We start from the raw sequence: 26,157 nt of genomic DNA on the forward strand, positions 1-26,157 counted from the left end.
TGGCTTCACGGCTGTGGCTTCTCCGTTGCGGATTTTGCAGGGGCTTTTGGAGTGGTGTTCTTGCCCGCAGTGGGGTGTGCGCCGCGATGTGTGCGTGCGGGAATCGCCTTGGGGTAGGTCACTTCCGCAGCCGGTTTGAGGGCCTGTGTAAGGATGCGTCCTACAGACGCTGACGGTTGATTCACACCCAGCAAGGACGCAAAGGTTGCCGCGAGGTCGACTGGCTCAACGCGCCCGTGATACACGCCCGTTGTAAAGGGTGCGCCGTAGAAGCCGAGCGGTACATGGCGGTCATATGAATAAGGAGTGAAGTGCGTCGTGCCATTGGCTTTTTCGAGTCCCATTTGGAAAGCGGCGGGAACGACGCGCACGTACCACCCGCCATTCGGTGTGTAACTGTGCGCAAGCAGATCGCCAAACTGCGTGTGCGGCAATTCGCCAGCGGCTAACTGCAGGCGAGTGTAGCTGCGGTAGAGAACTGGGCGCGGCGGGAGCTTGGATTGCGCGGGCAGCTTTATGTCGCTGGGTTTCATGAGCGCTGAGAATGCGCCCTCAAGCGCATCCTGTACTGCCTGTTCTGCTTCCTGTTCGTTGATTCCCGCACGTTCGAATGACGGGCGATTCAGCGAGAGGAAAGGCAGTTCCTGTTTTGGAAGTACGTAGACTACTTTTTCGCCGGGGGAAAATTTCTGGTTCATGGCGTCATTCAATTCGTTGACCAGCTTCTTTGTGTCGATCTGCGCGGCGTTCATGCCAAGTTGCGCAGCGATCGCCGGAGATGGCGCGACGCCGTGATCGGCGGTGATGGCGATCCAAACATTGCCGAGGCCGCCTTCGACGTTCTTATCGAGCCATGCAAAGAAGCCGTCGAGGTCAGTATCGAGCGCATCTACGATTGCTTGCTGCTCGTCGGCGTCTGGCCCTACGCGATGCCCGAGAATATCTGTGCCGGAGATGCTGAGCGTGAGCATGTCGGTCACATCATGTTTGCCCATCTGCTCGCCGGTGACCAGAGCTTTCGCGAAATCGAGCTCGTAGGTGATGCTGGCGGGAGTGCTGCCAATTTCATTTTCGAAATTTGTTGTGTTCGGTTGGTTCGCTTCCTGTTTTGCCTGATCGAGCCGTCCGCTGGCATTGAAGGCTGTGGCCCAGTCGGGAAGCTGCGGCATGTAATACGTAGAGGTTTCAAAGCGGCCGGTCGCTTCATCTACCCAGAAAGCGCCGTTCGCTGAGGCTCCGGCAGGAAGAATGGCGGCGCGGTCTTTGAGCGATATTCCGAAGACCCTTGCGTGGCCCTTGGTGTCGAGGCGCAACTCGTCGCCCACGGTGGAGGCGAGCAGGTTGCGTGGCGAGCGACCAGGGCCGGTCTCACTGCCTTGAGGCATACCGACGATGGCGTAACGTTCATCTTCGACTGACGTTATGGGGCGATCTTTATTGCGATCGAGATCCCACCATGCGTTCGAGCCAATGCCATGGCCGTCAGTGTAGGCGCCGGTGCCGATGGTGGAGTGTCCCGGTGCAGTAAAGAGGTTGGAATAGCCGTAGTAGCAGTCAGGAAAATATGCGCCGTGATCGAGGAAAAGACGGAGGCCTTTCGGCTTGAAGTCCGCGCGGTAGCGTTGTAGATAATCTTCGCGGAACTGATCGATGACCAAAATGACGACCAGCTTGGGATGCGCATCGTAAGCGCTGGCACTTGCGCGGGGAGTGAGCCCGACGGTGAGGGCAAGGATCAGGGCGAGGGAGAAGAAACGCTTCAGCATTGGGATCGGTTTTCTAAGGGATTGGTTCAAATTCCATGGTAACAAGGTCAGACCTCGAAGCCCGGCTTTTATGCCGTCCTGAGGGCAATCGATTTCTGTTGCCTCGTCCTGATGCAGTAAAGTGTTGCCATCGTGATCATTAATCTCGCGCGGCGTGCTCACAATCACAATTGGGAACTCGATCCCATTACTCGATCCCTGTTGGACACGGATTTTTACAAGCTGCTGATGCTGCAGTTTATCTGGAAACATTTTCCGAAGACCCGCGCGTCCTTCTCATTTATCAATCGCTCGGCACAGGTGCGGCTTGCAGACATGATCGATGTGGACCAGCTCCGGGAACAATTGGAGCAGACGCGTCGCCTGCGCTTTCATAAGTCCGAGTTGATCTGGCTTGCAGGCAATACGTTTTATGGACGGCGCGGCATCTTTGAGCCCGCGTTTCTTGAATGGCTTGAGTGCGATTTTCGACTTTCCGATTATGAGCTGTCCACGCACGACGGTCAGATCTCGTTGACCTTCCACGGACTGTGGACCGAGACGACGCTTTGGGAAATCTACATCCTGTCGACGATTAATGAGTTGAGGACACGCGCCGCGTTAAAGGATCTGAGTGAGCTGGAACTGGACATTCTTTATGCCCGCGCCAAGACGCGTCTTTGGGAAAAGATGGCGCGCTTGCGCGGCGTTCCATGTCTGCGTGTGAGCGATTTCGGCACACGACGGCGGCACAGCTTTTTATGGCAGGAATACGTTGTGAACGCGATGACGGATGTGCTGGGTCAAAATTTTACCGGCACGTCGAATACGTATCTTGCTTACAAACATGATCTGGAGGCCATTGGCACGAACGCGCATGAGCTGCCGATGGCATTGGCTGCGATGGCCGGAGATGATGAAGAACTAAAGGCGTCGCAATATCGGCTGCTCGATTTATGGCAGCAGACGTACCAGGGTGAGCTGTTGATTCTGTTGCCGGATACCTTCGGGACGACGCAGTTTCTGCGGGATGCCCCGGACTGGGTTGCGAACTGGACTGGTCAGCGCGCCGACAGCAAGGATCCCTTCGTAGCCGGGGACGAGTACATTGCATGGCTCGATGAACATGGGCGCGATCCGAAGCAGAAGCTTTTTATCGCCTCCGATTCGCTGGATGTGGATGAAATTCTTGCCCTGCATGCGTATTTCGCCGGGACACTGCGTAATGGCGCGGCTCCGAGTGACTTTCACCAAGCGACAGATTTTCTTGATGAAAAGAAGTGGAGCTTGGAGCGTCGCATCCGCTTCAGCGCAGGCTGGGGCACTTTGTTAACAAATGACTTCCGCAACTGCAATCCGCGTGGCGACGATGCCTTTGATCCTGCCAGCCTGGTCTGCAAACTCAATGACGCTGACGGTAGGCCAGCGGTCAAGCTCTCTGATAATTTCAGGAAAGCGCTGGGGCCGCAAGATGAGGTTGAGCGCTACAGGCGCGTTTTCGGCTTGGAAGGAATGGCCGAAATACCGGTTGTGACCTAGTTGCTCCGGCGTCGGAATCAGCTGTTTGTCGTTCCAAAGAAGGCTATTTGCCGATGAACCAGATTGAGGCGGGTGTGACTCTGTTTTGAGCCGCCAATCCTCCTGTAAGCTAGAAGCTTATGCTCGATCTTGCATTCGTGAGAGCCAACTTGCCGTTGGTCGAGGAGAAGCTGCGCGCGAGGGGACAGGACCCGGCCGCGTTGCTGGGGGATTTTCATTCGATTGATGGCCGCCGTCGTAAGCGCATCACGGAAGTCGAAAAGCTGAAAGCCCAGCGCAACAAGCTGAGCGAAGAAGTCGGAAATCTGAAGAAGGCCGGGCAGGATGCGACTGCTGTTATGGAAGAGACGCGGGCGATCAAGGAAAAGATGGAATCGCTCGAAGGCTCGGCCAATGAAGCAGAGGAGCAGCTGCGCGGGATTCTGCAGCGTATCCCGAATCTTCCGCACGATTCTGTTCCCGTTGGAAAGTCCGAGCATGACAATGTTGAGATCAAGCGCTGGGGTGAGCAGCCTAAGTTTGATTTTCAACCGAAGTCGCACTGGGAGATCGGTGAGGCGCTCGGCATTCTTGACCTGGAACGCGCAGCGAAGCTTTCCGGCGCGCGGTTCGCGGTCTATTGGGCTGAGGGCGCGCGTCTCGAGCGTGCGCTCATTAACTTCATGCTCGATACGCATACGCGAGAGCATGGATACACGGAAGTCCTGCCGCCATTCATGGTCAACAGCAAGTCGCTTTTCGGGACAGGTCAACTGCCGAAATTCGCTGAAGACTTGTTTCGTTGTGTGGATGATCAGGGCTTTCAGGAAGGGCAGTATCGGGAAAATGATCACTGGCTGATTCCGACGGCGGAAGTGCCAGTTACGAATCTTTATCGCGATGAGACGTTGGATGAAGCGAAGCTGCCCATTTCGCTGACTGCTTATACACCCTGCTTCCGGTCTGAGGCGGGTTCGTATGGCAAGGATGTGCGAGGCATCATCCGTCAGCACCAGTTTCAAAAAGTGGAGCTGGTGAAATTCGCGAAGCCTGAAGAGAGCTATGAGGAGTTGGAAAAGCTCACGTCGAATGCCGAGGCCATTCTTGAGAAGTTAGGCTTGCCGTATCGGCGAATGCTGTTGTGCACGGCTGACTTGGGTTTCGGTTCGGCGAAAACTTACGATGTAGAAGTCTGGTTGCCGGGGCAAGGGCTGTATCGAGAGATTTCATCGTGCTCAAATTGCGAGGCATTTCAGGCGCGGCGTGCGAACATTCGCTATCGTCCAAAGGGCAAGGGGAAGGCGGAGTTTCTGCATACGCTTAACGGTAGTGGCCTGGCAACAGGCAGGACGTGGCTTGCGATTCTCGAAAATTATCAGCAGGCGGATGGTTCGGTACGCGTGCCGGAAGCTCTGGTGCCCTACATGGGTGGGCAGACTGCCATTGCGGCCAAGTAGAATGAGATAGAGAGTTCCCCCAATGGGTCGTATTTTAAAGAGCTACATTTTCTGGACGTATGAGCGCGGAAGTTTTCACTATGACGTGATGGTGACGCTCATTCTGGCATTTATCTTTGTCACGCCGCACTTCTGGAACTACGGTGACCACCCTTCGGTCGGCAGCTTTGCTCCGAGTGAGGTAGTAGTGCGGGCGGCGGGCGAAAATGCCTTCACGTATCAGATTCCCGCAGAGCAGGTGCGCGGCAATTCGTCGGCGCCCTTTGAGGATCGTCTGGAACAAAGCATCGGGCGCATCTCCGGTCCGATGGTGATTGACCACTACGACACGCTGAAGGATGCGAGCGGCAAGGTCACAGCCTACAAAGTCTGGGCCCACCGCTAATGGGCTGGAACGCATCCAAAGCAACCGTGCTGATTAAAGGAACCATGAATCGAGTCAAGATCAGCCGTTCGATTATCACAGCCCTGTTTGTAGTTGCTGCCATCCCCGCACTTGCGCAGAATGCTGACCTGCAGAAGATACTCAGCCAGATGGATGCGGCCTCGCAGAAATTCGAGAGCGCGCAGGCGGACTTCAGCTGGGACCAGCTTACCGCTGTTGTCCAGAGCCATGAGATCACAACCGGCACGATTGCCTTTCGCCGAGTCGTGTCCAGCACGGAGATGATTGCGCATGTGAAGACCGATAACGGTCAACCGGCGCCGAAGGACATCTTGTACAAGAACGGCGAGCTTGCCTATTACCAGCCGGCGATCAAGCAGCAGACCATTTTTTCTACGGGAGCCAATCGCCAGCAGGCTGAAGGTTTCCTCACGCTCGGCTTTGGCGGCAGCGGCAAGGATCTTGCGGCAAACTGGATCATTAATTTTCAGGGAATGGAAGCCATCGACGGCACGCAGACCGCGAAGCTTGACCTGACGCCGAAGCAGGTTGGTAGCAATCAGATGTTTACGCACGTCACCATCTGGATCGATCCGGCTCGGGCGATCTCGCTCAAACAGGTGTTCTTTCAGGAGAGTGGGGACACACGGACGGCGATCTATTCGAATATTCAAATGAATCAGGTCCCTGCGAGTGCGTTTGCTTTGAAAATTCCGCACGATGTTCAGACGATTCGCAAGTAAAGCCGACATCTCTCGGAAGGTTGCCTAGCCTCCCGCCGCAATCTTCTCTGTCTGCTGCGACATCTTCGCGGTGCGTTCCAGCTTGTCCCAATTGAATGGGCGTCCGTCGATCGCGCGTTTTAATGTCTTGAACAGTACCAGCGAAAATATCTGCCGGTAGGAGAAGCGCTGCAGCCAGATGTGGAAGAGCAGCCAGCCGTCACCTTTGTTTGCCGGATGACGCCGTTCGAGCGTGAAGGCGAGGATCGAGGTCACGAAGTCGATGAGCAGGAATGCGAGGAAGTAGACTAGCAGCTTCTCGAAGCTGGCCGGGCTGGCGGCTTCCGGATGGTAGTGCTTGTTCCACCAGTACTGGACGATTCCCGCGGCGAACATGATGTCGATGAACGGCGAGACCAGCGGCAGAAGGATCTGGAAAATGACGATGTTGGGCAGCGCAAATAGGCCCATGGCCCGATTGGTGCGGAAGGCCTGTTTGTGTTTGAAGACTGCCTGCAGGATTCCGAAGGACCAGCGGAAGCGCTGGCGCATAAGCCCGTTCATGGTGGTCGGCGCTTCAGTGAAGGCAAGGGCGCGGTCTTCGTAGATGACCTTGTAGCCCTGTTCGAGCAGATTCATGGTCAGATCGGCATCCTCAGCAACGGTATTGACGGGGTAGCCGCCGCCTTTGATGACTGCATTCGTCCGCCATGCGCCGATCGCTCCGGGAACAACGGTGACAACGTTGAAGAGATCGAGTGCGCGGCGCTCAAAGTTCTGGCTGGTGATGTATTCAAGCGCTTGCCAGCGTGTCCAGAGATTGACCTTGTTGCCGACCTTTGCGTTGCCGGCAACGGCGCCGATACGCTCGTCGGCAAAATGACAAACTAGTTTCGCAACCGCGTCGGGCGCGATGACGGTATCGGCGTCGATGCCGACATAGAAATCTTCTTCGAGGCGCTGCAAGGCGAAATTGAGCGCCTCAGCTTTACCGGCATTCGGCTTTGTGAGCACGGTCAATAGACCGGAAGCAATCTCTTCTGGATATGCCTCGCGCACGACGTCATAGGTGCGATCCTTGGAGCCATCATCAATCACAATGATGCGCAGGTTTTTGTAGGTTGAATTCATCACCGAACGCACCGTGCGTACGATGACCTTTTCTTCGTTATAAGCCGGGATCAATACAGCGACACGAGGCTCGAAGACGCCAGTGTCAGGAGTCTTGCGCTGTCGAAAACGCTCGATCAACGCGAAAAGGCCGACAAGAATGAGGCGAGCGCTCATCAATACGTCGCCCGCGAAGAAGACGGTCACGACGAAGTGGTTGAAGAAACCAAAGATGAAGAATGCGACTGAGTCGATGCGTGCTTGCCAGCGCAATTGTGGCGCGATCGGCGGCATCACGTCTGCAGTGGTTTTTCCCATCAGCGCAGAAATGGGAACGAACTCATAGCCCCTTGTGCGCAGCGTAGTAATCAGCAATGGGAGCGCTGCAACGGTGACCGACCGATCGCCGCCGCCATCGTGCAGCAGGATGATGCTGCCGCGAAAGTCCGGCCTGTCTTTCATCGCCGCTAGGGCATCGAGAACAGTCTGGACGATCTCCTGAGGTGTCCTCCGCGGATGCTCATTCCAGTCGTCGGTGTCGATCTTGTTCCCGACGATGATGTATCCCATCTGCTCAATGCGATCAGCGGGCGCGGCCTGGTCGTTTGTCTCGGGTTCCTGATCAATCGAGTAAGGAGGGCGGAAATAGAGCGGCTGCACTCCGGTTTCAGCAGCGAAGAGGCGCTCGGTCAGGTTCAATTCGAGATCAAGCTGGCGTGGCGAAATTTCGCTGATGTCCGGGTGGGTAAAGGTGTGATTGCCGATCTCGTGGCCTTCGTGCACATAGCGCTTCAGCAGGCCGGGATTTTCCTGGGCCTGCTCGCCGATGACCATGAAGGCGCCTTTCACGTTGTATTGCTTTAGAACATCAAGGATTTTCGGCGTCCATTTGGGATCAGGGCCATCATCAAAAGATAAGGCGAGCTTCCTGGGCTGATAGCCATATTGGCCAATCGTGTAGGCGTGGGGCAGCGTCACCATGTGCTCGTCGGTGACAGTGAAGTTGTCCACATCCATGCTTACTGTGCGGCTGCCTCGCTCGGGACGAGCCACTATGCGCAGAATGTCGCCTTCGCCTTCAGTATTTACGTCATGGCCGGGTGGCACATCTTTCAAAAGCTGCGGTGCATCGGCTGCGCCGGGGTGGTCCCAGACTGCCCACATTGAGCCGTCTTCGGAGCCCAGCCGCCATAGTGCGAAGGTTCTCAAGCCCATTTGCCGCGCAGCGCGCAGCTCGTTCAAGGTGGTTACGCCGTCAAGGAACCACACCTGGTGGCGGACATGCTCGTCTTCATCGTCGTAGGCGAAATGGGGATTCAGTTCGTCGCCTTCAAGGTGAACGTCAGCATCGGCGTCAGAGGCGCGTTGCCATGCCTCCTGCACAGTCAGATCCTCGGTGTCGAGCACCTTGCGACTTGGCTTCTTGCCCTTTTCCGGCAGAGGAGTGGACCAGTCGTAGCCGTAGTTCCCCAGAGCGCAGATGATCTTCTGTTTCGGAATCAGTTTGAGTACGTGAGCGAGGTTGCCTTCAAACCAGTCCTGCGCCGCGATCGGGCCGGGCTCGCTTGTTTCCTCGTGCTGGTCATAGTTCATCAGGATGATGCCGTCGCTGTTTTTCGCGATCGCCTTCACAACATCGTCTGGTGTGCTGACCTGCACGTTCACGTATAAGTGGAGATTCTTGCCGCGAAAGTCGTTGTAAATCTCTCCGATCCAGGCGGCGTATAGCTTCTGGTCCTCGTCCGGAACCTGCTCAAAATCCAAACAAATGCCGTGATAGCTCGGGTTGGCGGCAAGGAACTTGTCTAGTTGGATGTGAAGGCTTTCGCGCGCGGCAGGACTTTCGAGCATCTGCCCAATGACGTCGCCATTCCATTTGCCCGCCGCTACGTCGTAATCATTGAGCATGGGGAAGACCTCGGTGTCTTCCTTTGCGGCGGCAATCGTGCGCGCTACAGAATTTTCCGGATCAATGCCGTGTACCACCCCGTTGCCATCGACAACGTCATAAACACTCACGGGGAAAAGGGGAGTGGCGGCGTGCAACTTTCCATCTGCAGTACTTACATGCAGCCAGTCGGGAAAGAGCAGATCGATCTGGTGGATGTGCGCCTTGAGAGCGGCAAGGCTGTTTGCATCGTTCACATAGAAAGCAGCACGGACGCCTTCGTCGGAATTCAGGGGAATCTCGGATGGCTTGCGATGCGTCTTGCGACGCGTCGAGTGCTGCTGTCCTGTTTTCTTGAGGTCCGGCTGCGGCTTGAGAGCCTTGTAGTTGCGTTTCTGCGTGGGCAGGAGCAGCTCGGGCAAAGACTGTCGTTTGATCACACTGAAGGCAAAAACTGCGAGGACGACCGTAAGCAGCACGGCGGCTACGTCAAGAACACGTCGCAGACGCTTCCAGCGTTTCCGCTGCGGATCATAAAAAACCTGTTTCATTCGCTCCCGATTGTCTCAGGTATCTATTGTATTGGTTGGATGCCTTCGTAAGCGTCTCGCCGCCCTGTATGATGCACATGAATGCTGGTCGCGCTCCCTCGCAAATGGTGGATAGCTCTTCTTGCGCTCGCTGCTGGGGCCATGCTGCGGCTCTGGTTCATCCATGCCTATCCTGAGGTGCAGGGCGATCCGCTGATCTATGGGGATATTGCCAAGAACTGGATGCTTCACGGTATCTACGGACTGTCAGGTGGCCAGACCGACGTCGAAGCCATTCGTCCTACGCTCATTCGCCTGCCGGGGTATCCATTGTTTCTGGTGTTATGTTTCCGCATCTTCGGCATCGAGCACTACCACGCGGTGATGTATGTGCAGACCGGAATCGATCTGCTTACATGCCTACTCATCGCCGGATTTACCGCGAAGATCGCGTCGCGGCGCGCCGCATGGGTGGCGCTCTGGTTGGCGGTGCTTTGTCCTTTCACAGCGAATTACGCCGCTACCCCACTCACGGAAACGCTGGAGCTCTTCTCGATTGCGCTGGCTCTCTTGAGTTTTGCCTGCCTTTTAGAAAACCCGGAGTGGCGGTGGGTGTTGGTGCTGGCCTTTGCATTTAGCTATGCCGCTATCCTGCGACCGGATGGAGCGCTGTTGGCGGTAGCCTTGTGCCCTGCGATTGTTGCTTACGGGGCTAAGTTGTGGGGGATGCGGTTGATGTTGCGCATGGCTGTGGTGTGCGGAGTTCTCTCCGTGCTGCCGTTCGTTCCCTGGGCGGTTCGTAACTGGAGAACCTTTCATGTGATTCAGCCGCTGGCTCCGCGCTATGCCACGGACCCTGGTGAGGCTACAAATCCCGGGTTTAACCGCTGGACCAAGACGGTCTGCGCTGATTTGACATGCACATGGGAGATTTACTGGAACGCGAATAGCGATGCTCTGCCGTTCGACCGCCTGCCAAATCGCGCCTTTGATTCGCTTGTGCAGTATGCGAAGACAAAGCAGCTCTTCGCCGACTACAACAAAACAACCACACTCAGCCAGGATATCGACGATCGCTTCGGTGAATTGGCTCAGGAGCGTATCAGTGCTGATCCGCTTCGCTATTACGTTGGCATGCCAATGCTGCGCCTCGCAGATATGTGGCTGAGGCCGCGAACGGAACTGCTCTGGATTGAGTTGCGCTGGTGGGAATATTCGAAGCATCACGCCGAGACGGAGTTTGCTTTAGCGTATGCTGCTCTCAATCTTGCCTACATTGTGCTGGCCTTGATTGGGCTGTACCGTTCTCCCCGTTTTGCAGGGGCAATGCTGCTTTTCATCCTGCTGCGCTGTGCGTTGCTTGCAACCATTGAAGCTCCGGAGCCGCGCTACACGCTTGAATGTTTTCCGATTCTTATTGCGCTGGGAGGGGTAGCTCTCGAGCGCAGGGACGCATACTTCCGCTTGCCGATTTAATCCAAGAAGAGAGACTATGACCAAGGAATTGTGGACTGCTGTTGACGAATACATTAACGACCAGCTCGTGCCTTCAGATCCGGCCCTCGATGCTGCGTTAGCCGCCTGCGCAGAAGCAGAGCTGCCCGAGATCAGCGTCACGCCGAGCCAAGGAAAACTGCTGCATCTGCTGGCGCGCCTGATCGCAGCAAGAAATATTCTCGAAATTGGTACGCTGGGCGGTTACAGCACGATCTGGCTGGCGCGTGCCTTGCCTGCCGATGGCCGCCTCATCACCATGGAATTTGATCCGAAGCATGCCGAGGTTGCGAGCGCGAACATTGCAAATGCGGGGCTGGCAGAAATGGTCGAGCTGCGCGAAGGCAAGGCTCTGGAACTATTGCCGGAGCTGGCTGCGGAGGGTTTGGAAACCTTCGATCTCATTTTTATTGACGCTGACAAGTGCAACAATCTGCAGTATTTTGATTGGGCGCTCAGGCTTTCACACAAAGGCACGCTGATCATTGTGGACAACGTCGTGCGCGACGGCGCGGTGATTGAGGCGGAGAGTACAAACGCAGATATTCAGGGGGTTCGCAGTATGTTCAAAAGAATTGCCGCCGAGCCGCGCGTGCTTTGCACAGCTCAGCAGACAGTCGGCAGCAAGGGCTATGATGGCTTCGCTATTGCGCTGGTCATCGGCTAGCGACGGACGTCACGATGACGACCGGAACCCAAGCTCGAAATCAGACCCAGCCTCCATCGATGACGTAGCTCTGATTTGTAATCGCTGAGGAGTCATCAGCTGCGAGGAAGAGGACGAGACGGGCCACATCCTCAGGCATGAGCGTCCTTTTAATGCTTTGGCCGGCCAGGATTCTCTCGATGTATTCCGGGGTCCAGACTAACCGGCGCTGTTTTTCAGTCTGAATCGCGCCCGGCAGCACACAGTTCACCCGGATTCCCGAGGGACCCAACTCGCGAGCCATGGTGCGCGTCAGGCCCACGATGCCTGCTTTGGCCGAAATGTAGGCCGGAAGCCTGGTTCCTGGAAGCATCCAGGCGATGGAACTCATGTTGATGATCGAGCCTTGGCTGCGTATTTTCATTCCTGGCGCTACGGCCTGAATCGCGAAGAAGTGATGGCGCAGGTTCACTGCCATCATTCTGTCCCAGTATTCAGGCGTCGTTTCTTCCCACTCGTGGCGCTCGTCATTCGCAGCGTTGTTCACCAGCACTTCAATTGGGCCGACGCTTTCTTCGGCATTCTGAATGCATGATCCTAACGCGGAAATATCTGTCAGGTCGCAGGGAAGAAAGAACGGCAGTTGCTCGACGCCTTCAGTGAGGCTCTTGACCAGTTCTTGCGATATAGTTTCGGCGATGTCTAGAAAAGCTACTTTCGCGCCCTGATGCGCGAACTGCTCCACCATGGAGGCTCCAATGCCGGACCCACCCCCCGTAATTAACACCACCTTGCCCCTGAGACTGGGGTAGCGGGCAAACCGGTCTGGAGTCATTAACGGATTTCCTTTCGCCTGCCCTTCATCGCAGCATGTTACAGCAAGTGGATTGCGCTAAACTGGTGGGTTATGGCTACCGCAGAAATATCTACTGTCATCCTGCCGCGTTCGCCTAAGGGCGAATTTCGCAACGAGCCTTTCGTCGATTTCTCAAAGCATGAGAACGCGCATGCCATGAAGAAAGCTCTGGAGCGCGTGAGCGCTTTGCTAGGGCACGAATACGAACTCGTCATCGGCGGTGAGCGTGTTCACACGAAAGCCAAAATCGAGTCGCACAATCCAGCTAAGCCAACGCAAATTGTCGGTATCCACCAGCAGGCTGGACCCGAACACGCTGAACAGGCCATGGAAGCCGCGCTGAAAGCCTTCGGAGGTTGGCAATACACGCCCGTCGAAGAGCGCGCTTCGCTGCTGCTGAATGCAGCGCACATCATCCGCGAACGAAAACTCGAATTCTGCGCATGGCTGACCTACGAGGTCGGCAAGAACTGGGCTGAAGCCGATGCCGATGTAGCCGAGACCATCGACTTCCTCGAGTTCTATTCCCGTGAAGCCCTCCGCCTCGCGCAGTCGACGACACCGATCCAGTATCCCGGCGAGCGCAACCAGCTGATCTACATCCCGCTCGGTGTGGGCGCGGTCATTTCGCCGTGGAATTTCCCCTTTGCCATCATGGCCGGCATGACAGCCGCATCCATCGTCACCGGTAATACGGTTCTTCTCAAGCCCTCTACAGACGCGCCCACCATCGCCGCGCGTTTCCTCGACGTATTGGAAGAAGCTGGCATGCCGCAGGGAGTCGTAAACCTGCTCCAGGGAGGCCCCGCGCTGGGTCAGGCCATTGTTGAGCATCAGAAGACACGCTTCATCGCCTTTACCGGTTCGAAAAAAGTTGGCCTCGAAATCCACGAGCGCGCCGCGAAAAACCAGCCTGGTCAGGTCTGGATCAAGCGGACGATTCTGGAACTCGGCGGCAAGGACTCCATCATCGTCAGCGCTGACGCGGAGCTCGATGACGCTGTAACAGGCGTCGTCGCATCCGCCTTCGGTTTCAGCGGTCAGAAATGCTCGGCTTGCTCTCGCGCCATCGTCGAAGAACCGCTGTACGATGTTTTCATCGAACGCATCCGCGAGCGAGTTGCGCAGCTGACAGTGGGCGATCCGGCAAAAAATCCGAATATGGGACCAGTCGTCAATGCTAACGCCATGCAGAAGATTGCGGGCTACATCGAAGCCGGCAAGAAGGAAGGCCGCCTCATCGCTGGTGGCAATGTCGTCGAGACACCGGAAAAGGGCTACTTCCTTGAACCGACCGTCTTCGCCGACGTCGCTCCTGATGCAAGAATCTGTCAGGAAGAAATCTTCGGTCCGGTACTCGCGATCATTCAGGCAAAGGATTACGACGACGCTCTGGCCATCGCCAACAACACGGAATATGGCCTAACCGGAGCCGTGTACACAACCAGTCAGCAGAAGCTGGATCACGCGCGTCGCAGCTACCACGTGGGCAATCTCTATTTCAACCGCAAGTGCACTGGAGCCATGGTTGGGGCGCATCCGTTTGGCGGATTCAACATGTCTGGCACCGATTCCAAGGCTGGCGGGCCGGATTACCTCATCCTGTTCACCCAAGCCAAGTCAGTCGCTGAAAAGCTGCGCTAAAACAAAAAGGGCCGATCGCGATCGGTCCTTTTTGAGCAGGAATTCAGCTTAAAACATCAGAAAATCTACACTACCTGCATCATCTGGTCGCCGACGGCTGCTGCCGCCTCCGCCAGTATTTTGTGGTGCATGGTGAAAAGAGCCAGTTCCAGACGGTCTGAGACACCTGTTTTGTCATAGATGCTGCGCAGATAGTTCTTCACTACCTGCTCAGTTGTTCCCAGCCGGATGGCAATTTCCTTGTTTTTGCAGCCCTGCGTGATGAGAGCGACAATCTTCATCTCTTTCGATGTGAGACGGTCACGGACGCGCGCACCTACCGCGTCCTCTTCCAGTAGTTCGAAGTTACCGGTTGCCGGCTGCTGAAAGCGTTCGCCGCCAGCAACGCGCCGTGCGCAGTCTAGTAAAGAAGAGCCGCTCACATTGCGGTAGACAAGTCCTTCGACTCCAGCTGAAAGATAGGGCTGAGGTGAATCGTTGTTTTCAAGAATGGCGATCGATCGGCTGCCGGCACTGGCGATCCGATCCATCAGCATTTTGAGGTCTGTTTTCAATGTGGCTGCAAACATCAGCACCACACCACGAAAAGCATCAATGGCCTGGTACAACCGATCTGAATCCGGGCACTGAGCGATGATGCGAAAATCGTCTTCCATGGCGAGGATTTTCGCTGTGCCTGCGCGAAAAATCGCCTGATTATCCGCAAGAATAATTTTGTTCATATTTTTAGCTGCGTCCGTTTCCCCGTTAACGAATGCATTGGCTGGCCAACGAAAGATTTCAAGGTCCAGGCAAATTGATCCATGCAGCCTGAGAACATTTCAGGCCACCTTAACTACATCGACTGCGGCAGAACTCCGAACCTAAGTGTCCTATTTCTTGACATTTACGGTACGGAAAGGGTCTTCTTTCGCAAGAATTCCCTTCATGTCAACAACTTTTTGATTTGGTGGAAGCAACTCTACATGAGGAAATACCGATTTGGAAATTAAAATTTGAGGGTGTCTCTTAATAAATTACCACGGTTAGTTACTATTGTGGTCCATTTAACGAGTTAGTAACTCCCCTCATGGAATGAAATTGGAGTCCGCATCCCGAGCCGCGAAGAGCGAAGTCTTGCTGAATTCCGGCCTTCGATTCATGCGCTTTGCCGTGTCATTTCCCGCAACCGGTCGCCATCTCAATCATCTTTTAAAGGCGACACTTTAAACTAGAGAAGCATGCCTAAGCCTGTCATTCTTGCAGTAGACGACGATATCAGCGTCCTTGAAGCCGTGATACAGGACTTGCGCCGCCAGTATGGCGCGAACTACCGCATTCTGCGCGCAGGCTCCGGGCAGGCGGCTTTGGACACCTGCACCCAGTTGCAGCAGCGCGGCGACGCGGTTGCGCTCTTCTTATCCGACCAGCGCATGCCCGGAATGACGGGCGTGGAATTTCTGGAGAAGGCGCAGGATCTCTATCCGGACGCGAAGCGGGCCCTCCTGACCGCTTATGCGGACACGGAAGCGGCGATCAAAGCCATCAACACGGCCCGAATCAACTACTACCTGACGAAGCCATGGGATCCGCCTGAGGAGAAGCTCTATCCGGTTCTGGATGATTTGCTGGAGAACTGGAAGGAAGACTACAAGCCGCCATTTGAAGGATTGCGGGTCATTGGGCCGCGGTGGTCCCTCAATGACTACCAAGTACGCGATTTCCTTTCACGGAATCAAATTCCTTATGTTTGGCTCGATCCCGAGAAAAGTGACGAGGCGGTTCAACTGTTGGAGCGCTTCAGGCTGGATGATCATAAGCTGCCAGCCGTGCTTTTCCCCGATGGCACATCGCTTGTGCAGCCCAGCCAGACTCAACTGGCGGAGCGCATCGGCCTGCGAACGCAGGCACAGAAGGAGTTTTACGATTTGGTGATTGTGGGAGGCGGTCCAGCCGGCCTGGCAGCGGCGGTGTATGGCGCATCGGAAGGGCTGAAGGCTCTGGTGATCGAGCCTGAGGCTCCCGGCGGGCAAGCGGGCAGCAGTTCCCGGATTGAGAATTATCTCGGTTTCCCGTCTGGCTTAAGCGGCGCCGATCTTGCGCGTCGTGCCTACGCACAGGCTTCACGCTTTGGCGCAGAATTCCTGACGCAGCGGGCTACGGGGATTCGCTCGGAATCAAACTACCACTTCATCAAGTTGGCCGATGGCAGGGAGGTTTCGTGCCACGTGGCGCTGATCGCCGTAGGGGTGAACTACCGCAAGCTGGATATTCCCGGCCTCGATCAGTTCACCGGTGCGGGCGTCTACTATGGAGCGGCGCAAGCCGAAGCGATTTCCTGTCGTAACGAAGATGTCTATATCGTTGGTGGTGCCAATTCGGCTGGACAGGCGGCAATGCACTTTTCCAAGTACGCACACAAGGTTACGATGCTAGTGCGCTCCTCACTGGAGAAGAGCATGTCGAAATACTTAATCGATCAGATTGCTGCTACATCCAATATTGAGGTTCGGACAGGCACTGAGATTAAGGAAGTGCAAGGTAACGGACGGCTGGAATGCATCAAAGTGGGCAGTCCCAAGGGAGAAATTGTTTGTTCGGCTTCGTCACTCTTTATTTTTATCGGCGCGGCGCCGCAGACGGATTGGCTGCCAGAGACTGTGATGCGTGATCCCAACGGTTTTGTGCTTTCAGGCCCTGACCTGCAGATAGAGAGCAAAATGCCGAAGATATGGAAGGAAAGCCGCTCGCCATATCTGCTGGAAACCAGCACTCCCGGCATCTTTGTCGCCGGTGATGTACGCCACGGCTCGGTGAAACGCGCCGCTTCGGCGGTCGGAGAAGGCTCGATTTCGGTTCAGTTCATGCACCAATATCTCGCTCGTTTTTAGGATTTCGATAACACAAAGATGGCTCAACAAGTCGCTACCGCCAACGCAAGAAAAGTCAGTGCCAAGGAACTTTATCCGGAACTGCGCAGGATTCCCACCTTTTCTCAGACTTCAGAGGAGGACCTTGCCTGTCTAGGCGATGTGGATGTGCTGGATGTTCCGGCAGGGTCGATCCTCTACCGGGCGGGCGAAAGTGCGGTCTATTTCTGGATCGTGCTGCATGGCGAGTTGCGGGCTTATAAAAGCGACAGCGACGGCTCGCAGATGTACATCAATGTGGTCAAAGACGGAGACACGTTCGGCGAGGTCGCGATTCTCGCAGGGCATGCGGTTACGGGAGCCACGTGCGAGACGATAACCGACTGCACTTTGGGACGGGTTCTGCCGGAGAATTTCTGGAGCCTGATGGCGACTTGCCCAGTGGTGCGCAGAGCAGTTCTTGAGAATATGTCGCGCAGGCTGGAAGCCTATACGGCTCTTACACTGCACCGAGAAAAGCTTATCTCGCTCGGCACTCTTGCCGCTGGACTGATGCATGAGCTGAATAATCCCGGAGCCGCGGCCAAGCGCGCGGCCTCGCAACTTAGAGAAAACATGACGCGTCAGCAGGAATTGAGCCTGCGCATGTCCCGCGCGCAGCTTTCTCCAGATCAGCTTGAATGCCTGGCGCAGTTGCAGGAAGAGGTTTTTACGCCGGCCAAGCATCCGGCTATGAGTTCCCTTGAGCAGAGCGATGCCGAGGAAGCGCTTACTGAGTGGCTGGAGAGTATCGGAGTTGAAAACGCCTGGAAAATGGCTCCTACGCTCGTCGCCGCGGGCTGGACGCGCGGTGATATTGAATGCGCGCAGGAGTCGTTCCCGTCGAACGTGCTTTCGGACGCACTGAACTGGCTTGAGGCTCTTGTTTCGAATGTGCAGCTTGTCGGGACCATTGAAGAGAGCATTGCACGTGTCACCGAGCTGGTGATGGCGGTAAAGAAATACGCCTACGAAGATAAGAACAAACAACACAAGCTCGATATCCACGACACGATCCAGAGCACTCTTACCATCCTTGGCCACAAGTTCCGCCAGAAGCAGATCACGATCGAAAAGCAGTTCAATCCCGACATTCCTGTACTTACGACCTGCGGCTCGGGAATCAGCCAAGTGTGGACGAACTTGCTAGACAACGCCATTGATGCATCTCCGGAGCCGGGGAAGATTACGGTTCGCACCTGGACGGAGGGCGAATGGGTGTGTGTCGGAATTACCGATCAGGGAGCAGGCATCGCTCCCGAACATCGCGCCAAGGTCTTCGAGCCCTTCTTCACGACGAAGCCCGTCGGCATTGGAACCGGTCTGGGGCTTGATATCGCCCACCGCGTTGTGACTGGTCACTACGGAGGTCAGATCAGCTTTGCCAGCGAGCCGGGAAAAACGGAGTTCGTGGTGAAGCTGCCGATGACGAATCCGAAAGAAGTCTAAGGCTCTTCCCAATCCCGGAATAAAGGCAAATTTGTAAGTCCACTCCATCAAGCCCGGATCGCTCCCGTCCGATAGGCAAAACGAGGCGAGGCTTTCAGGAAACGTGTCTCTTGCCGCGCCTGGCCGGGAGATCTGTCGTGTTTGTCATTGTTGGAATGGTAGTCGTGATCGCAGCAGTGCTTGGGGGCTTCCTCATGGAGCGCGGATCGCTGCTGGTTCTGATGCAGCCCGCTGAGCTGATTATCATCGGGGGAGCGGCGGCGGGAACATTGCTGATCGCCAATCCCATGCGCCTTCTTAAGGAGATTGCAGCGCGCGGCCGGCGTGTTTAGCAAATCGCATTACGGTAAGGAAGCCTACCTCGCGGCCTTCAAGATGATGTATGAGCTGCTCAGCAAGGCGCGGCGCGCAGGCATGCTATCGATCGAGATCGACATCGAGACACCTGCAGAGAGTCCAATATTTCAAGCGAATCCCGGGTTTCTAAAACAGAAACACATCTGCGATTTTGTGTGTGACACCTTGCGTTTGGCAGTGAGTAACAACGCCGAGCCTTTCTCTACTGACCAGATGCTGGAGCTAGACATGGAAGTGCGGCACCACGGCGCAACGGAATCTGCGGGCGCTCTGAGTGCCGTGGCGGATTCGCTTCCTGGCCTGGGAATTGTTGCGCCGTGCTGGGCGTGGTGATTACGATGAGCGCGCTGGGTGGTCCTCCTGAAGCGATTGGCCACAAAGTGGCAGCGGCTCTAGTCGGGACGTTTCTTGGCATTCTGCTTTGCTATGGCTTCATCGGGCCCATCGGATCGCACATGACGAAGATTGCTGAAGAGGAACGAGACTACCTGCACGTGCTGCGCGTATTGATGATCTCGGCCATCAAGGGCGATCCTCCGATTATTGCCATCGAAATGGGACGCCGCGCCATTCCACTGCACGAGCGGCCTTCTTTCGTTGAAGTAGAGGCAGTTTGTCGCGGTGAAGTTGCTGCACCTACTGAAGGCGCGCAGGGCGAGCCTCGCGTAACCGGCCCGTAGCCTGATTCAGGAATTCGGATCATAGGTTCCCCGCCTGCGCTCCATTCCGACGCCCACCGGCGGCGGCACGATGTAATCAAGCGGCTACATTGCTGCCTACGACCTGGCGACGGGTGAATTTGATGGTCTGCCTGAAGATGCGAGCGGGAATCCGATCGCGATCAACGGCATCTGGGCCATTAGCCCGGGCAATGTAAACCCGGCCAACAACGATCCCGCTGGTGCGCCTTCAACAGAGTTGTATTTCACACCGCCGGTCCGAATCATGGTTCGGGAGGGTTGTTCGGTTATCTGACAGCAGTTTCGACGGAACTGGTGAAAGGGAACGACCAGTAAGTTTTCAGACCAATCAACCCATCGGTCGACCGGATACTCACGTGTTCAACACCATGGGGCATCCGGTTTTTCTTTTCGGGTTTACGTTGCAGCGGCGCCTCCTTGGATACAATCTCAATCATCAGGAGGGCCCCATTGGAAAGACGTCGCTTTCTTACTTCGTCTCTGGCCGCATCGACATTGGCATTCGCAGGTAAATCCGTAGCGCAGGAATCCACAGGCAAACAGCGCGAGTATTACGAGTTGCGCAAATACTTTATGCAGTCGGGCCAGACGAAGCTGACCGAGAACTATGTTTCCGGCGCGCTGATTCCGGCGCTGAATCGTATGGGGATGTCTCCGGTAGGCGCGTTCAACCTCACTCTTGGGCCGGAGACGCCGACGCTGTATGTGCTGATTCCCAGCACGTCGGTGGAGGCACTGGTGACGGCGGATCTGAAGCTGGCGCAGGACAAAGGGTTCATGCAGGCGGCGGAGCCCTTCTGGAATGCTTCGGCGAAAGAGCTGCCTTATGTTCGGATTGAAAGCTCGCTGATGATTGCGTTCGAAGGCTGGCCGAAGGTGACTGTCCCGGCGGCCACAGCGCAGCACGCAAAGCGTGTGTTTCAGTTACGCACGTATGAAAGCCCTACGAACCAGGACCACGTGCGCAAGGTGGAGATGTTCCACAACGGGGAGTTTGAGATTTTCCAGAAGGCGGGCTTTGGGCAGGTGTTCTATGGAGACTCGCTGATTGGACCGAGGCTGCCGAATCTGACTTACATGCTGACGTTCGGGGATATCGGCGAGATGAATGGCAAGTGGGCGGCTTTCGGCAGCGATCCGGACTGGAAGAAGCTGTCGGCCTCACCGCGATACGCGTTTGAATCGATTGTGAGCAACATTACGAATCTGATTTTGACGCCTACGGAGTTTTCGCAGATCTAGGCTGTCATCTTTAGGAATAGCTATAGACTCATCATTCTGAGCCCAGCGAAGAATCTCAGCGACACTTCCCGGTACGCATTGCTGAGATTCTTCCTCCCGTTGGTCGTCAGAATGACGGTCGCGTAGTAGAGAGTGCGTATTACGACCTGTTAAGACTCCACATCTAGACGTCATTTCCCAGATGGAAGATGGGCTCTACGCCGGTTGCGCGGGCGATCAAGGCCTGTTCTTCGTGCGATTCCAGAGGCTTGTAGTTTTGGGCTACGTCCATTGCCAGGCGGAAGTACTTTTCATCGCCCGGAGGCAATGCGGCGGTGATGGGGTGACCGAGCGTCCAGCGCAAGCCAAGCGAGGCCTCGTCGGGGAACGCGGCGGGCTGATACCAGCACTTTGGTTCGGGATGGTTCTGCTTCTGGTCGGTGGACCAGACGGTTTTTGCCATGGATTTCAGTGCGAGGATGCCCATTCCTTTTTCCTGTGCCTTCTTGAGAATCTGCGGGCCAAAGCTTGCCTGCGAGAAGAGAACGAAATTGACAGGGAAAAGCACTGTATCGAAGTTGTATCGGTCCATCGCGGCAACAGCGGTTTCGGCAGAATGCACCGAGAAGCCAATGTATCGGATCTTGCCTTCCTTTTTTGCCGCTTCCATTGTCTCCATCGCTCCGCCCGGGCCGAGCACCATGTCGAGGTCGGTCATTTTTGTGAGTGCGTGGAACTGATATAGGTCGACATGGTCAGTCTTGAGTAGTCGCAGCGACTCTTCCAACTGCTTGCGTGAGTCGTCTTTCATTCGGCCTTCGGTCTTGCAAGCGAGGAAGCAGTTCTTGCGGTAGGGGGCGAGCGCAGGGCCGAGTCTCTCTTGCGCGTTACCGTAGCTGGGCGCGACGTCGAAATAGTTAATGCCGCGATCGACGGCTTCAGCCACGATATTGCTGGCCGCGCCAGTTTCTTCGTCCATGACGACAATGCCGCCAAACCCGATGATCGACAGATGTTCGCCGGTCTTGCCCAATTGTCGGCGGGCGATGGGGTTGGCAGGAGTGGCGGCAGAAAGTTTAGTTGTGGCAGCGGCAGCAGCAGCGAAGGCGCTGTGCTTTAGAAAGTCGCGGCGTTCCATAGGTGACCTCGTTGAGGGGATGAAGGCAGAGCCGGCTTACTAGGTATATCTTCCCAGATTCATGAAGGATTTGTCACAGGTGAATATGAATTTTCACACCTGCAATGAACGCGCTGTCTCAACTGTTTTCCGACTCTTTCGTCTAACAATGTGACAACCCACTATGCTTTCATCGAAGTCTACGTTTCTCTCTTCCGCGATAGCTTCCGGGCTCTTCGCTGCTGCCAGTCTCCTTGCCCAGACAGCAACACCACAGTCTGCAACCCCCGGGCCACCGAAAATCACGGCGCCCCCCACTACGTTGTCAGTAGACGTAAAGGTTGTGACCCTGCCGGTTACGGTTCGCGATAAGAAGGGCCAGATTGTTACGAATCTCACGAAAGACGATTTCACTCTGCTTGAAGACTCGCGTCAGCAAACCATTAAATACTTCAATTTAGATACAAATCTGCCCCTTACGCTGGGCCTGCTGGTGGATACCAGTATGAGCATGCGCAACGCTTTCGATCAGGAAAAGACGGCGAGCAAGACCTTTCTCAACCAGATGCTTACGAAGCCCGAGGACAAGGCCTTCTTGATTCACTTCGACCGCGAAGTGGAGTTGTTACAGGACCTAACCCCATCGAAAGAGAAGCTTTCGACAGCCCTGCAGGATCTGGGCCCTACGCAGCAGCCGTATCAAACTACCTCGGACTCCGACTCTGGGCAACAGCGGGCGCATCACGGCGGCGGCACGCAGCTTTATGACGCGATCTTTCTCGCGGCTGATGAACTTATGAAAAAGCAGCAAGGGCGCAAGGCCATCGTCGTCCTGAGTGATGGACAGGACCGCGGCAGCCGGGAGACGCTGAATTCAGCCATCGAAGCTGCGCAGCGGTCGAACACGGTCGTTTACACCATCTATTTCCAGGGTGAGCAACAGCATGACTACGACAATCGCGGCGGTGGCTATGGTCGCCCACGGATTGGGATGGGCGGCGGAGGTTATCCGGGTGGTTATCCTGGCGGCGGAGGCGGATACCCCGGCGGGCGCGGCGGCCAGAGGCCGTCCGACGAGCCACATGTTGACGGTAAGAAGATTATGACCCAGATCGCCGAGCAGACTGGCGGCCGCATGTTCGAGGCAAAGAAGAAGGAGAACTTCGATCAGGTCTACGCCAGCATCGCCGAAGAACTGCGCTCGCAGTACATGCTTGGTTACACGCCGGATAAATCCAGCTCCGACGAGAGCTATCACCGGATCACGCTGACTGCGAACAAGAAAGACCTTATTGTGCAGACGCGGGACGGCTACTACGCGGATAAGGAAACGGCTGGGAAATAGGCGCCGTAGGCGCGTCCGCCTGGACGGCAAGTCCCGTGGTAAGTTAGAAGGTTCCGTATCTTCCAACGAAGGATCCTGCCGTGTCCACTTCCACAGCTGCTCCTGTCCTGCGCAAGACCGCTCTGAACGCCGTCCATCGTCACCTTGGCGCTAAAATGGTCGATTTTGGCGGATGGGATATGCCCGTTGAATATTCGGGCCTGATTGCCGAGCACATGGCTGTGCGGACCGGAGTTGGGCTCTTTGATGTGAGCCACATGGGCGACATTCAGCTGCGCGGGCCCGAATCGCTCGATGCGATTCAGCACATCTGCATGAATGATGCCGCGAAGCTTCGGGTAGGGCAGGCACAGTATTCGGCGATGCTCTACCCGCAGGGGACGTTTGTGGATGATGTGATCGTCCACAAGCTTTCTGACAATGACTATCTGATTGTGATCAATGCGGGTACACGCGAAAAGGACTTCGGCTGGGTCAAGAGCAACGCGCAGAAATTTCATTGTCACGTGAGTGATTACAGTGACTACTACACGCAGCTTGCGATTCAGGGTCCGAAGGCGGCGGAGACACTGCAGAAGCTAACAAGCGTCGATCTTTCGACGATCAAGTTCTACTGGTTCAAGTGGGGAACCGTTTGCGGTCTACCCAACACGCTGATCGCCCGCACCGGATATACGGGTGAAGATGGATTTGAGATTTATATTCCATCTGACGAGGCCACCAGCAGGCGCGTGTGGGACGAAGTGCTGGAAGCGGGCAAGGAGTTCGAGATCATTCCCTGTGGACTGGGTGCGCGGAATACGCTGCGCCTCGAATCGGCTTTGTCGCTCTACGAACACGAAATCTCAGAAACCATCAACGTTTTTGAAGCGAGGCTCGATCGTTTCTGCAAACTGGAGAAGGGCCCGTTCATCGGCGCTGAGGCCTTACAGCGCGTTATTGCTGAAGGCGGCCCGACGCGCAAACTAGTTGGTCTTGAGGTGATCGAACGCGGGATCGCTCGCGATGGTTATTGTGTCTTCAATGAAGGCGGCACGCAGATTGGATCAGTAGTAAGCGGCTCGCCTGCGCCATTCCTGAAGAAAAATATTGCACTGGCTTTTGTTCCACGCGAGTACGCCTCACTCGACTCTGAAGTTTTTGTGCAGGTGCGCAACGCGATGGTTCGCGCCAAGGTTGTGCCCATTCCGTTCTACCGCCGCCCGAAAAAGCAGTCCTGACCACAACAGACCGTACAATAGAAAGAGAAATCACATGGCATATCCTGCGAATTACCGCTATACCCGCGAGCATGAATGGATTGAGGTTACTGGCAAGGTCGGCAAGATCGGTATCACCGACTATGCTCAGGACTCACTCGGCGACATTGTTTTTGTGGAATCCCCCAAAGTGGGCGCAGCTGTGACGAAGGGCGAAGTCTTTGGCAGCGTTGAATCAGTGAAAGCTGTTTCGGATTTGTATTCGCCTGTTACCGGGACGGTCACCGAAGTGAATGAGGAACTTGCCTCCGCTCCGGAAAAGATCAACACCAGCGCGCACGAGGCATGGATCATGAAGGTTGAGCTGAGCGATCCAGCGGAGGTCGATTCGCTTCTGAGCGCGGCAGACTACGAGAAGTTCATCGCTGAAGAGACGGGCCACTAGGCCCAATCCTCTTTGTTCCGTGTTGCGACGAGATGAATATTTTTGCGTTCCCACGATTGATTTTCTTTTAGCAGTAAGGAATAAGAATCATGCGTTATTTACCGAAATCACCCGCCGAGCGCGCTGAGATGCTGCGTGAAATCGGCGCTTCTTCCATCGATGATCTCTTTGCGACTATTCCCGAGGAATACCGTCTAGGGCGGGATCTCGATATTCCGCGGCAGATGGGCGAGTCGGAGATCATCGATCACTTCAAGAACGCGGCAGTGCACAACGCCGTTGGCTATGCCAGTTTTCTTGGCGCGGGCGTGTACCGACACTATCGCCCTGTGATTATCGACTCGCTGGTGCAGCGCGGCGAGTTTCTGACCTCGTACACACCGTATCAGGCGGAGATTACGCAAGGCACGCTGCAGGCCATCTTCGAGTTCCAGACGATGATCTGCGAGCTCACTGGAATGGACATCGCCAATGCCTCGATGTATGACGGGTCAACGGGAGCTGCGGAAGCGGCGATGATGGCGGTTCGTGTTACAGGGCGCGATGGCGTGCTCGTTGCGCGCACAGTTCATCCTGAGTATCGCGAAGTGATGGAGACATACTCGCAGCACCAGGAGCACTCGGCGAAGGAAGTTGCTTACGGCGCTGACGGCCGCATCGATCTTGCGGCACTTGAGCAAGCGGTGACCGATAAGACTGCGTGCGTGATGGTCCAGTCACCGAACTTCTTCGGTGTGGTCGAAGATATTCCTGCCATCGCTGAGATCGCGCACAAGAAGGGCGCACTGCTGGTTGTTTCGATTGCGGAAGCGGTTTCGCTCGGTATTGTGCGACCTCCCGTAGAGGCAGATATCGTTTCGCTTGAAGCGCAGTCGTTTGGAGTGGCCCCCAGCTATGGCGGACCGTTCTGCGGTGTGCTGGCAGCGAAGGAAAAATATCTGAGACAGATGCCGGGACGTCTCGTCGGCGAGACGAAAGACAAAGATGGACGCCGCGGTTTTGTCCTCACGCTTTCGACGCGCGAGCAGCATATTCGGCGAGAGAAGGCGACTTCGAATATCTGTACCAATCAGGCGCTTGTGGCCTTGATGGCGACGATCTTTATGACCGTCTACGGCAAGGAAGGAATCAAGGAACTTGCGGTGCAGAATCTTGCCAAAGCGCAATACGCGGCGAAGACGATTAGCGAGAGCGGCAAGCTACTCTTTGCTGGGTCGCCACGCTTCAATGAGTTTGTTCTCGAAACGAGCGAGGCTCCTGATCAACTCAATGTACGCTTGCTCGAAAACAAGATCATCGGCGGAGTGCCGCTCAAGAAGTGGTATCCGGAACTGGGGAATGCGACGCTCTGGTGCGCGACGGAATTGACTACAAAAGACCAGATCGATCAGGCCGCTGCAGTCGTGGCGGAAGCGCCCGTCGCAGCATCCGCAAGGTAGC

General features: G+C 55.7%; 22 protein-coding genes. 17 read left to right on the plus strand and 5 right to left on the minus strand.

Features of this window, described 5'->3' with window-relative positions; all coding sequences use genetic code 11:
• Positions 1-5: 5 nt before the first annotated feature.
• On the minus strand, positions 6-1,766 hold the full coding sequence (locus tag H7849_RS24780) for an alkaline phosphatase family protein (RefSeq protein WP_186743123.1): 1,761 nt from the start codon (positions 1,764-1,766) through the stop codon (positions 6-8).
• A gap of 132 nt (positions 1,767-1,898) precedes the next feature.
• Between H7849_RS24780 and H7849_RS24785 the strand changes: the two genes are divergently transcribed.
• The 4 genes from H7849_RS24785 (at position 1,899) to H7849_RS24800 (ending at position 5,848) form a co-directional block, all read left to right on the plus strand.
• Positions 1,899-3,284: a nicotinate phosphoribosyltransferase gene (locus H7849_RS24785; protein ID WP_222439738.1), complete on the plus strand. Its 1,386-nt coding sequence runs from the start codon at positions 1,899-1,901 to the stop codon at positions 3,282-3,284.
• A gap of 119 nt (positions 3,285-3,403) precedes the next feature.
• Positions 3,404-4,720, plus strand: coding sequence for a serine--tRNA ligase (serS, locus tag H7849_RS24790; RefSeq protein WP_186743124.1), 1,317 nt, complete (start codon positions 3,404-3,406; stop codon positions 4,718-4,720).
• Positions 4,721-4,742: 22 nt separating this feature from the next.
• A complete protein-coding gene (locus tag H7849_RS24795) occupies positions 4,743-5,105 on the plus strand; it encodes a hypothetical protein (RefSeq protein ID WP_186743125.1) in 363 nt (120 codons plus the stop codon).
• A 44-nt stretch (positions 5,106-5,149) separates the two neighbouring features.
• A complete protein-coding gene (locus H7849_RS24800) occupies positions 5,150-5,848 on the plus strand; it encodes a LolA family protein (protein WP_251106469.1) in 699 nt (232 codons plus the stop codon).
• Positions 5,849-5,872: 24 nt separating this feature from the next.
• On the opposite strand, the gene H7849_RS24805 is transcribed toward H7849_RS24800, so the two are convergent.
• Positions 5,873-9,376, minus strand: coding sequence for a trifunctional glycoside hydrolase family 18/polysaccharide deacetylase/glycosyltransferase family 2 protein (locus H7849_RS24805; RefSeq protein ID WP_186743126.1), 3,504 nt, complete (start codon positions 9,374-9,376; stop codon positions 5,873-5,875).
• Between the two features lie 81 nt (positions 9,377-9,457).
• Between H7849_RS24805 and H7849_RS24810 the strand changes: the two genes are divergently transcribed.
• Positions 9,458-10,831 (plus strand): ArnT family glycosyltransferase, encoded by a 1,374-nt coding sequence (locus H7849_RS24810; protein ID WP_186743127.1) that lies wholly within the window; start codon positions 9,458-9,460, stop codon positions 10,829-10,831.
• A gap of 16 nt (positions 10,832-10,847) precedes the next feature.
• A complete protein-coding gene (locus tag H7849_RS24815; RefSeq protein WP_186743128.1) occupies positions 10,848-11,516 on the plus strand; it encodes an O-methyltransferase in 669 nt (222 codons plus the stop codon).
• 40 nt (positions 11,517-11,556) lie between these two features.
• Here H7849_RS24815 and H7849_RS24820 read toward each other — a convergent pair whose 3' ends face one another.
• Positions 11,557-12,330: an SDR family NAD(P)-dependent oxidoreductase gene (locus tag H7849_RS24820; RefSeq protein WP_186743129.1), complete on the minus strand. Its 774-nt coding sequence runs from the start codon at positions 12,328-12,330 to the stop codon at positions 11,557-11,559.
• 72 nt (positions 12,331-12,402) lie between these two features.
• On the opposite strand from H7849_RS24820, the gene pruA reads away from it, so the two are divergent.
• Positions 12,403-13,995, plus strand: coding sequence for an L-glutamate gamma-semialdehyde dehydrogenase (pruA, locus tag H7849_RS24825; protein WP_186743130.1), 1,593 nt, complete (start codon positions 12,403-12,405; stop codon positions 13,993-13,995).
• 65 nt (positions 13,996-14,060) lie between these two features.
• Here pruA and H7849_RS24830 read toward each other — a convergent pair whose 3' ends face one another.
• Positions 14,061-14,717, minus strand: coding sequence for a response regulator transcription factor (locus H7849_RS24830; RefSeq protein WP_186743131.1), 657 nt, complete (start codon positions 14,715-14,717; stop codon positions 14,061-14,063).
• A 498-nt stretch (positions 14,718-15,215) separates the two neighbouring features.
• On the opposite strand from H7849_RS24830, the gene H7849_RS24835 reads away from it, so the two are divergent.
• From H7849_RS24835 to H7849_RS24850, 6 genes are all read left to right on the plus strand, one after another.
• The gene (locus H7849_RS24835; protein WP_186743132.1) at positions 15,216-16,865 is read left to right on the plus strand and encodes a response regulator; all 1,650 of its coding nucleotides are present in this window, start codon (positions 15,216-15,218) and stop codon (positions 16,863-16,865) included.
• Positions 16,866-16,883: 18 nt separating this feature from the next.
• Positions 16,884-18,332, plus strand: a complete 1,449-nt coding sequence (locus H7849_RS24840) for an ATP-binding protein (protein WP_186743133.1) — start codon at positions 16,884-16,886, stop codon at positions 18,330-18,332.
• 137 nt (positions 18,333-18,469) lie between these two features.
• Entirely contained in the window at positions 18,470-18,664 is a 195-nt protein-coding gene (locus tag H7849_RS26990; protein ID WP_251106470.1) for a motility-associated protein, read from the plus strand.
• Complete coding sequence (locus H7849_RS26995) at positions 18,639-19,022, plus strand: MotA/TolQ/ExbB proton channel family protein (RefSeq protein ID WP_251106471.1); 384 nt, start codon at positions 18,639-18,641, stop codon at positions 19,020-19,022. Before H7849_RS26990 ends, H7849_RS26995 begins: the two co-directional genes overlap by 26 nt.
• Positions 19,023-19,027: 5 nt before the next feature.
• Positions 19,028-19,369 (plus strand): MotA/TolQ/ExbB proton channel family protein, encoded by a 342-nt coding sequence (locus H7849_RS27000; RefSeq protein WP_251106472.1) that lies wholly within the window; start codon positions 19,028-19,030, stop codon positions 19,367-19,369.
• 471 nt (positions 19,370-19,840) lie between these two features.
• The gene (locus tag H7849_RS24850) at positions 19,841-20,632 is read left to right on the plus strand and encodes an NIPSNAP family protein (protein WP_186743134.1); all 792 of its coding nucleotides are present in this window, start codon (positions 19,841-19,843) and stop codon (positions 20,630-20,632) included.
• Positions 20,633-20,795: 163 nt separating this feature from the next.
• Here H7849_RS24850 and H7849_RS24855 read toward each other — a convergent pair whose 3' ends face one another.
• Positions 20,796-21,749 (minus strand): aldo/keto reductase, encoded by a 954-nt coding sequence (locus H7849_RS24855; RefSeq protein WP_186743135.1) that lies wholly within the window; start codon positions 21,747-21,749, stop codon positions 20,796-20,798.
• A 163-nt stretch (positions 21,750-21,912) separates the two neighbouring features.
• On the opposite strand from H7849_RS24855, the gene H7849_RS24860 reads away from it, so the two are divergent.
• The 4 genes from H7849_RS24860 (at position 21,913) to gcvPA (ending at position 26,156) form a co-directional block, all read left to right on the plus strand.
• Positions 21,913-23,073 carry a VWA domain-containing protein gene (locus tag H7849_RS24860; protein ID WP_186743136.1) on the plus strand — a complete coding sequence of 387 codons (1,161 nt, stop codon included), beginning with the start codon at positions 21,913-21,915 and terminating at the stop codon, positions 23,071-23,073.
• Positions 23,074-23,153: 80 nt separating this feature from the next.
• The gene (gene gcvT, locus H7849_RS24865; protein ID WP_186743137.1) at positions 23,154-24,293 is read left to right on the plus strand and encodes a glycine cleavage system aminomethyltransferase GcvT; all 1,140 of its coding nucleotides are present in this window, start codon (positions 23,154-23,156) and stop codon (positions 24,291-24,293) included.
• 34 nt (positions 24,294-24,327) lie between these two features.
• A complete protein-coding gene (gene gcvH / locus H7849_RS24870; protein ID WP_186743138.1) occupies positions 24,328-24,717 on the plus strand; it encodes a glycine cleavage system protein GcvH in 390 nt (129 codons plus the stop codon).
• 89 nt (positions 24,718-24,806) lie between these two features.
• Entirely contained in the window at positions 24,807-26,156 is a 1,350-nt protein-coding gene (gene gcvPA, locus H7849_RS24875) for an aminomethyl-transferring glycine dehydrogenase subunit GcvPA (RefSeq protein ID WP_186743139.1), read from the plus strand.
• The last annotated feature ends 1 nt before the right edge of the window (position 26,157 follow it).

This window comes from Alloacidobacterium dinghuense (assembly GCF_014274465.1).
Classification (GTDB): Bacteria; Acidobacteriota; Terriglobia; order Terriglobales; family Acidobacteriaceae; genus Alloacidobacterium; species Alloacidobacterium dinghuense.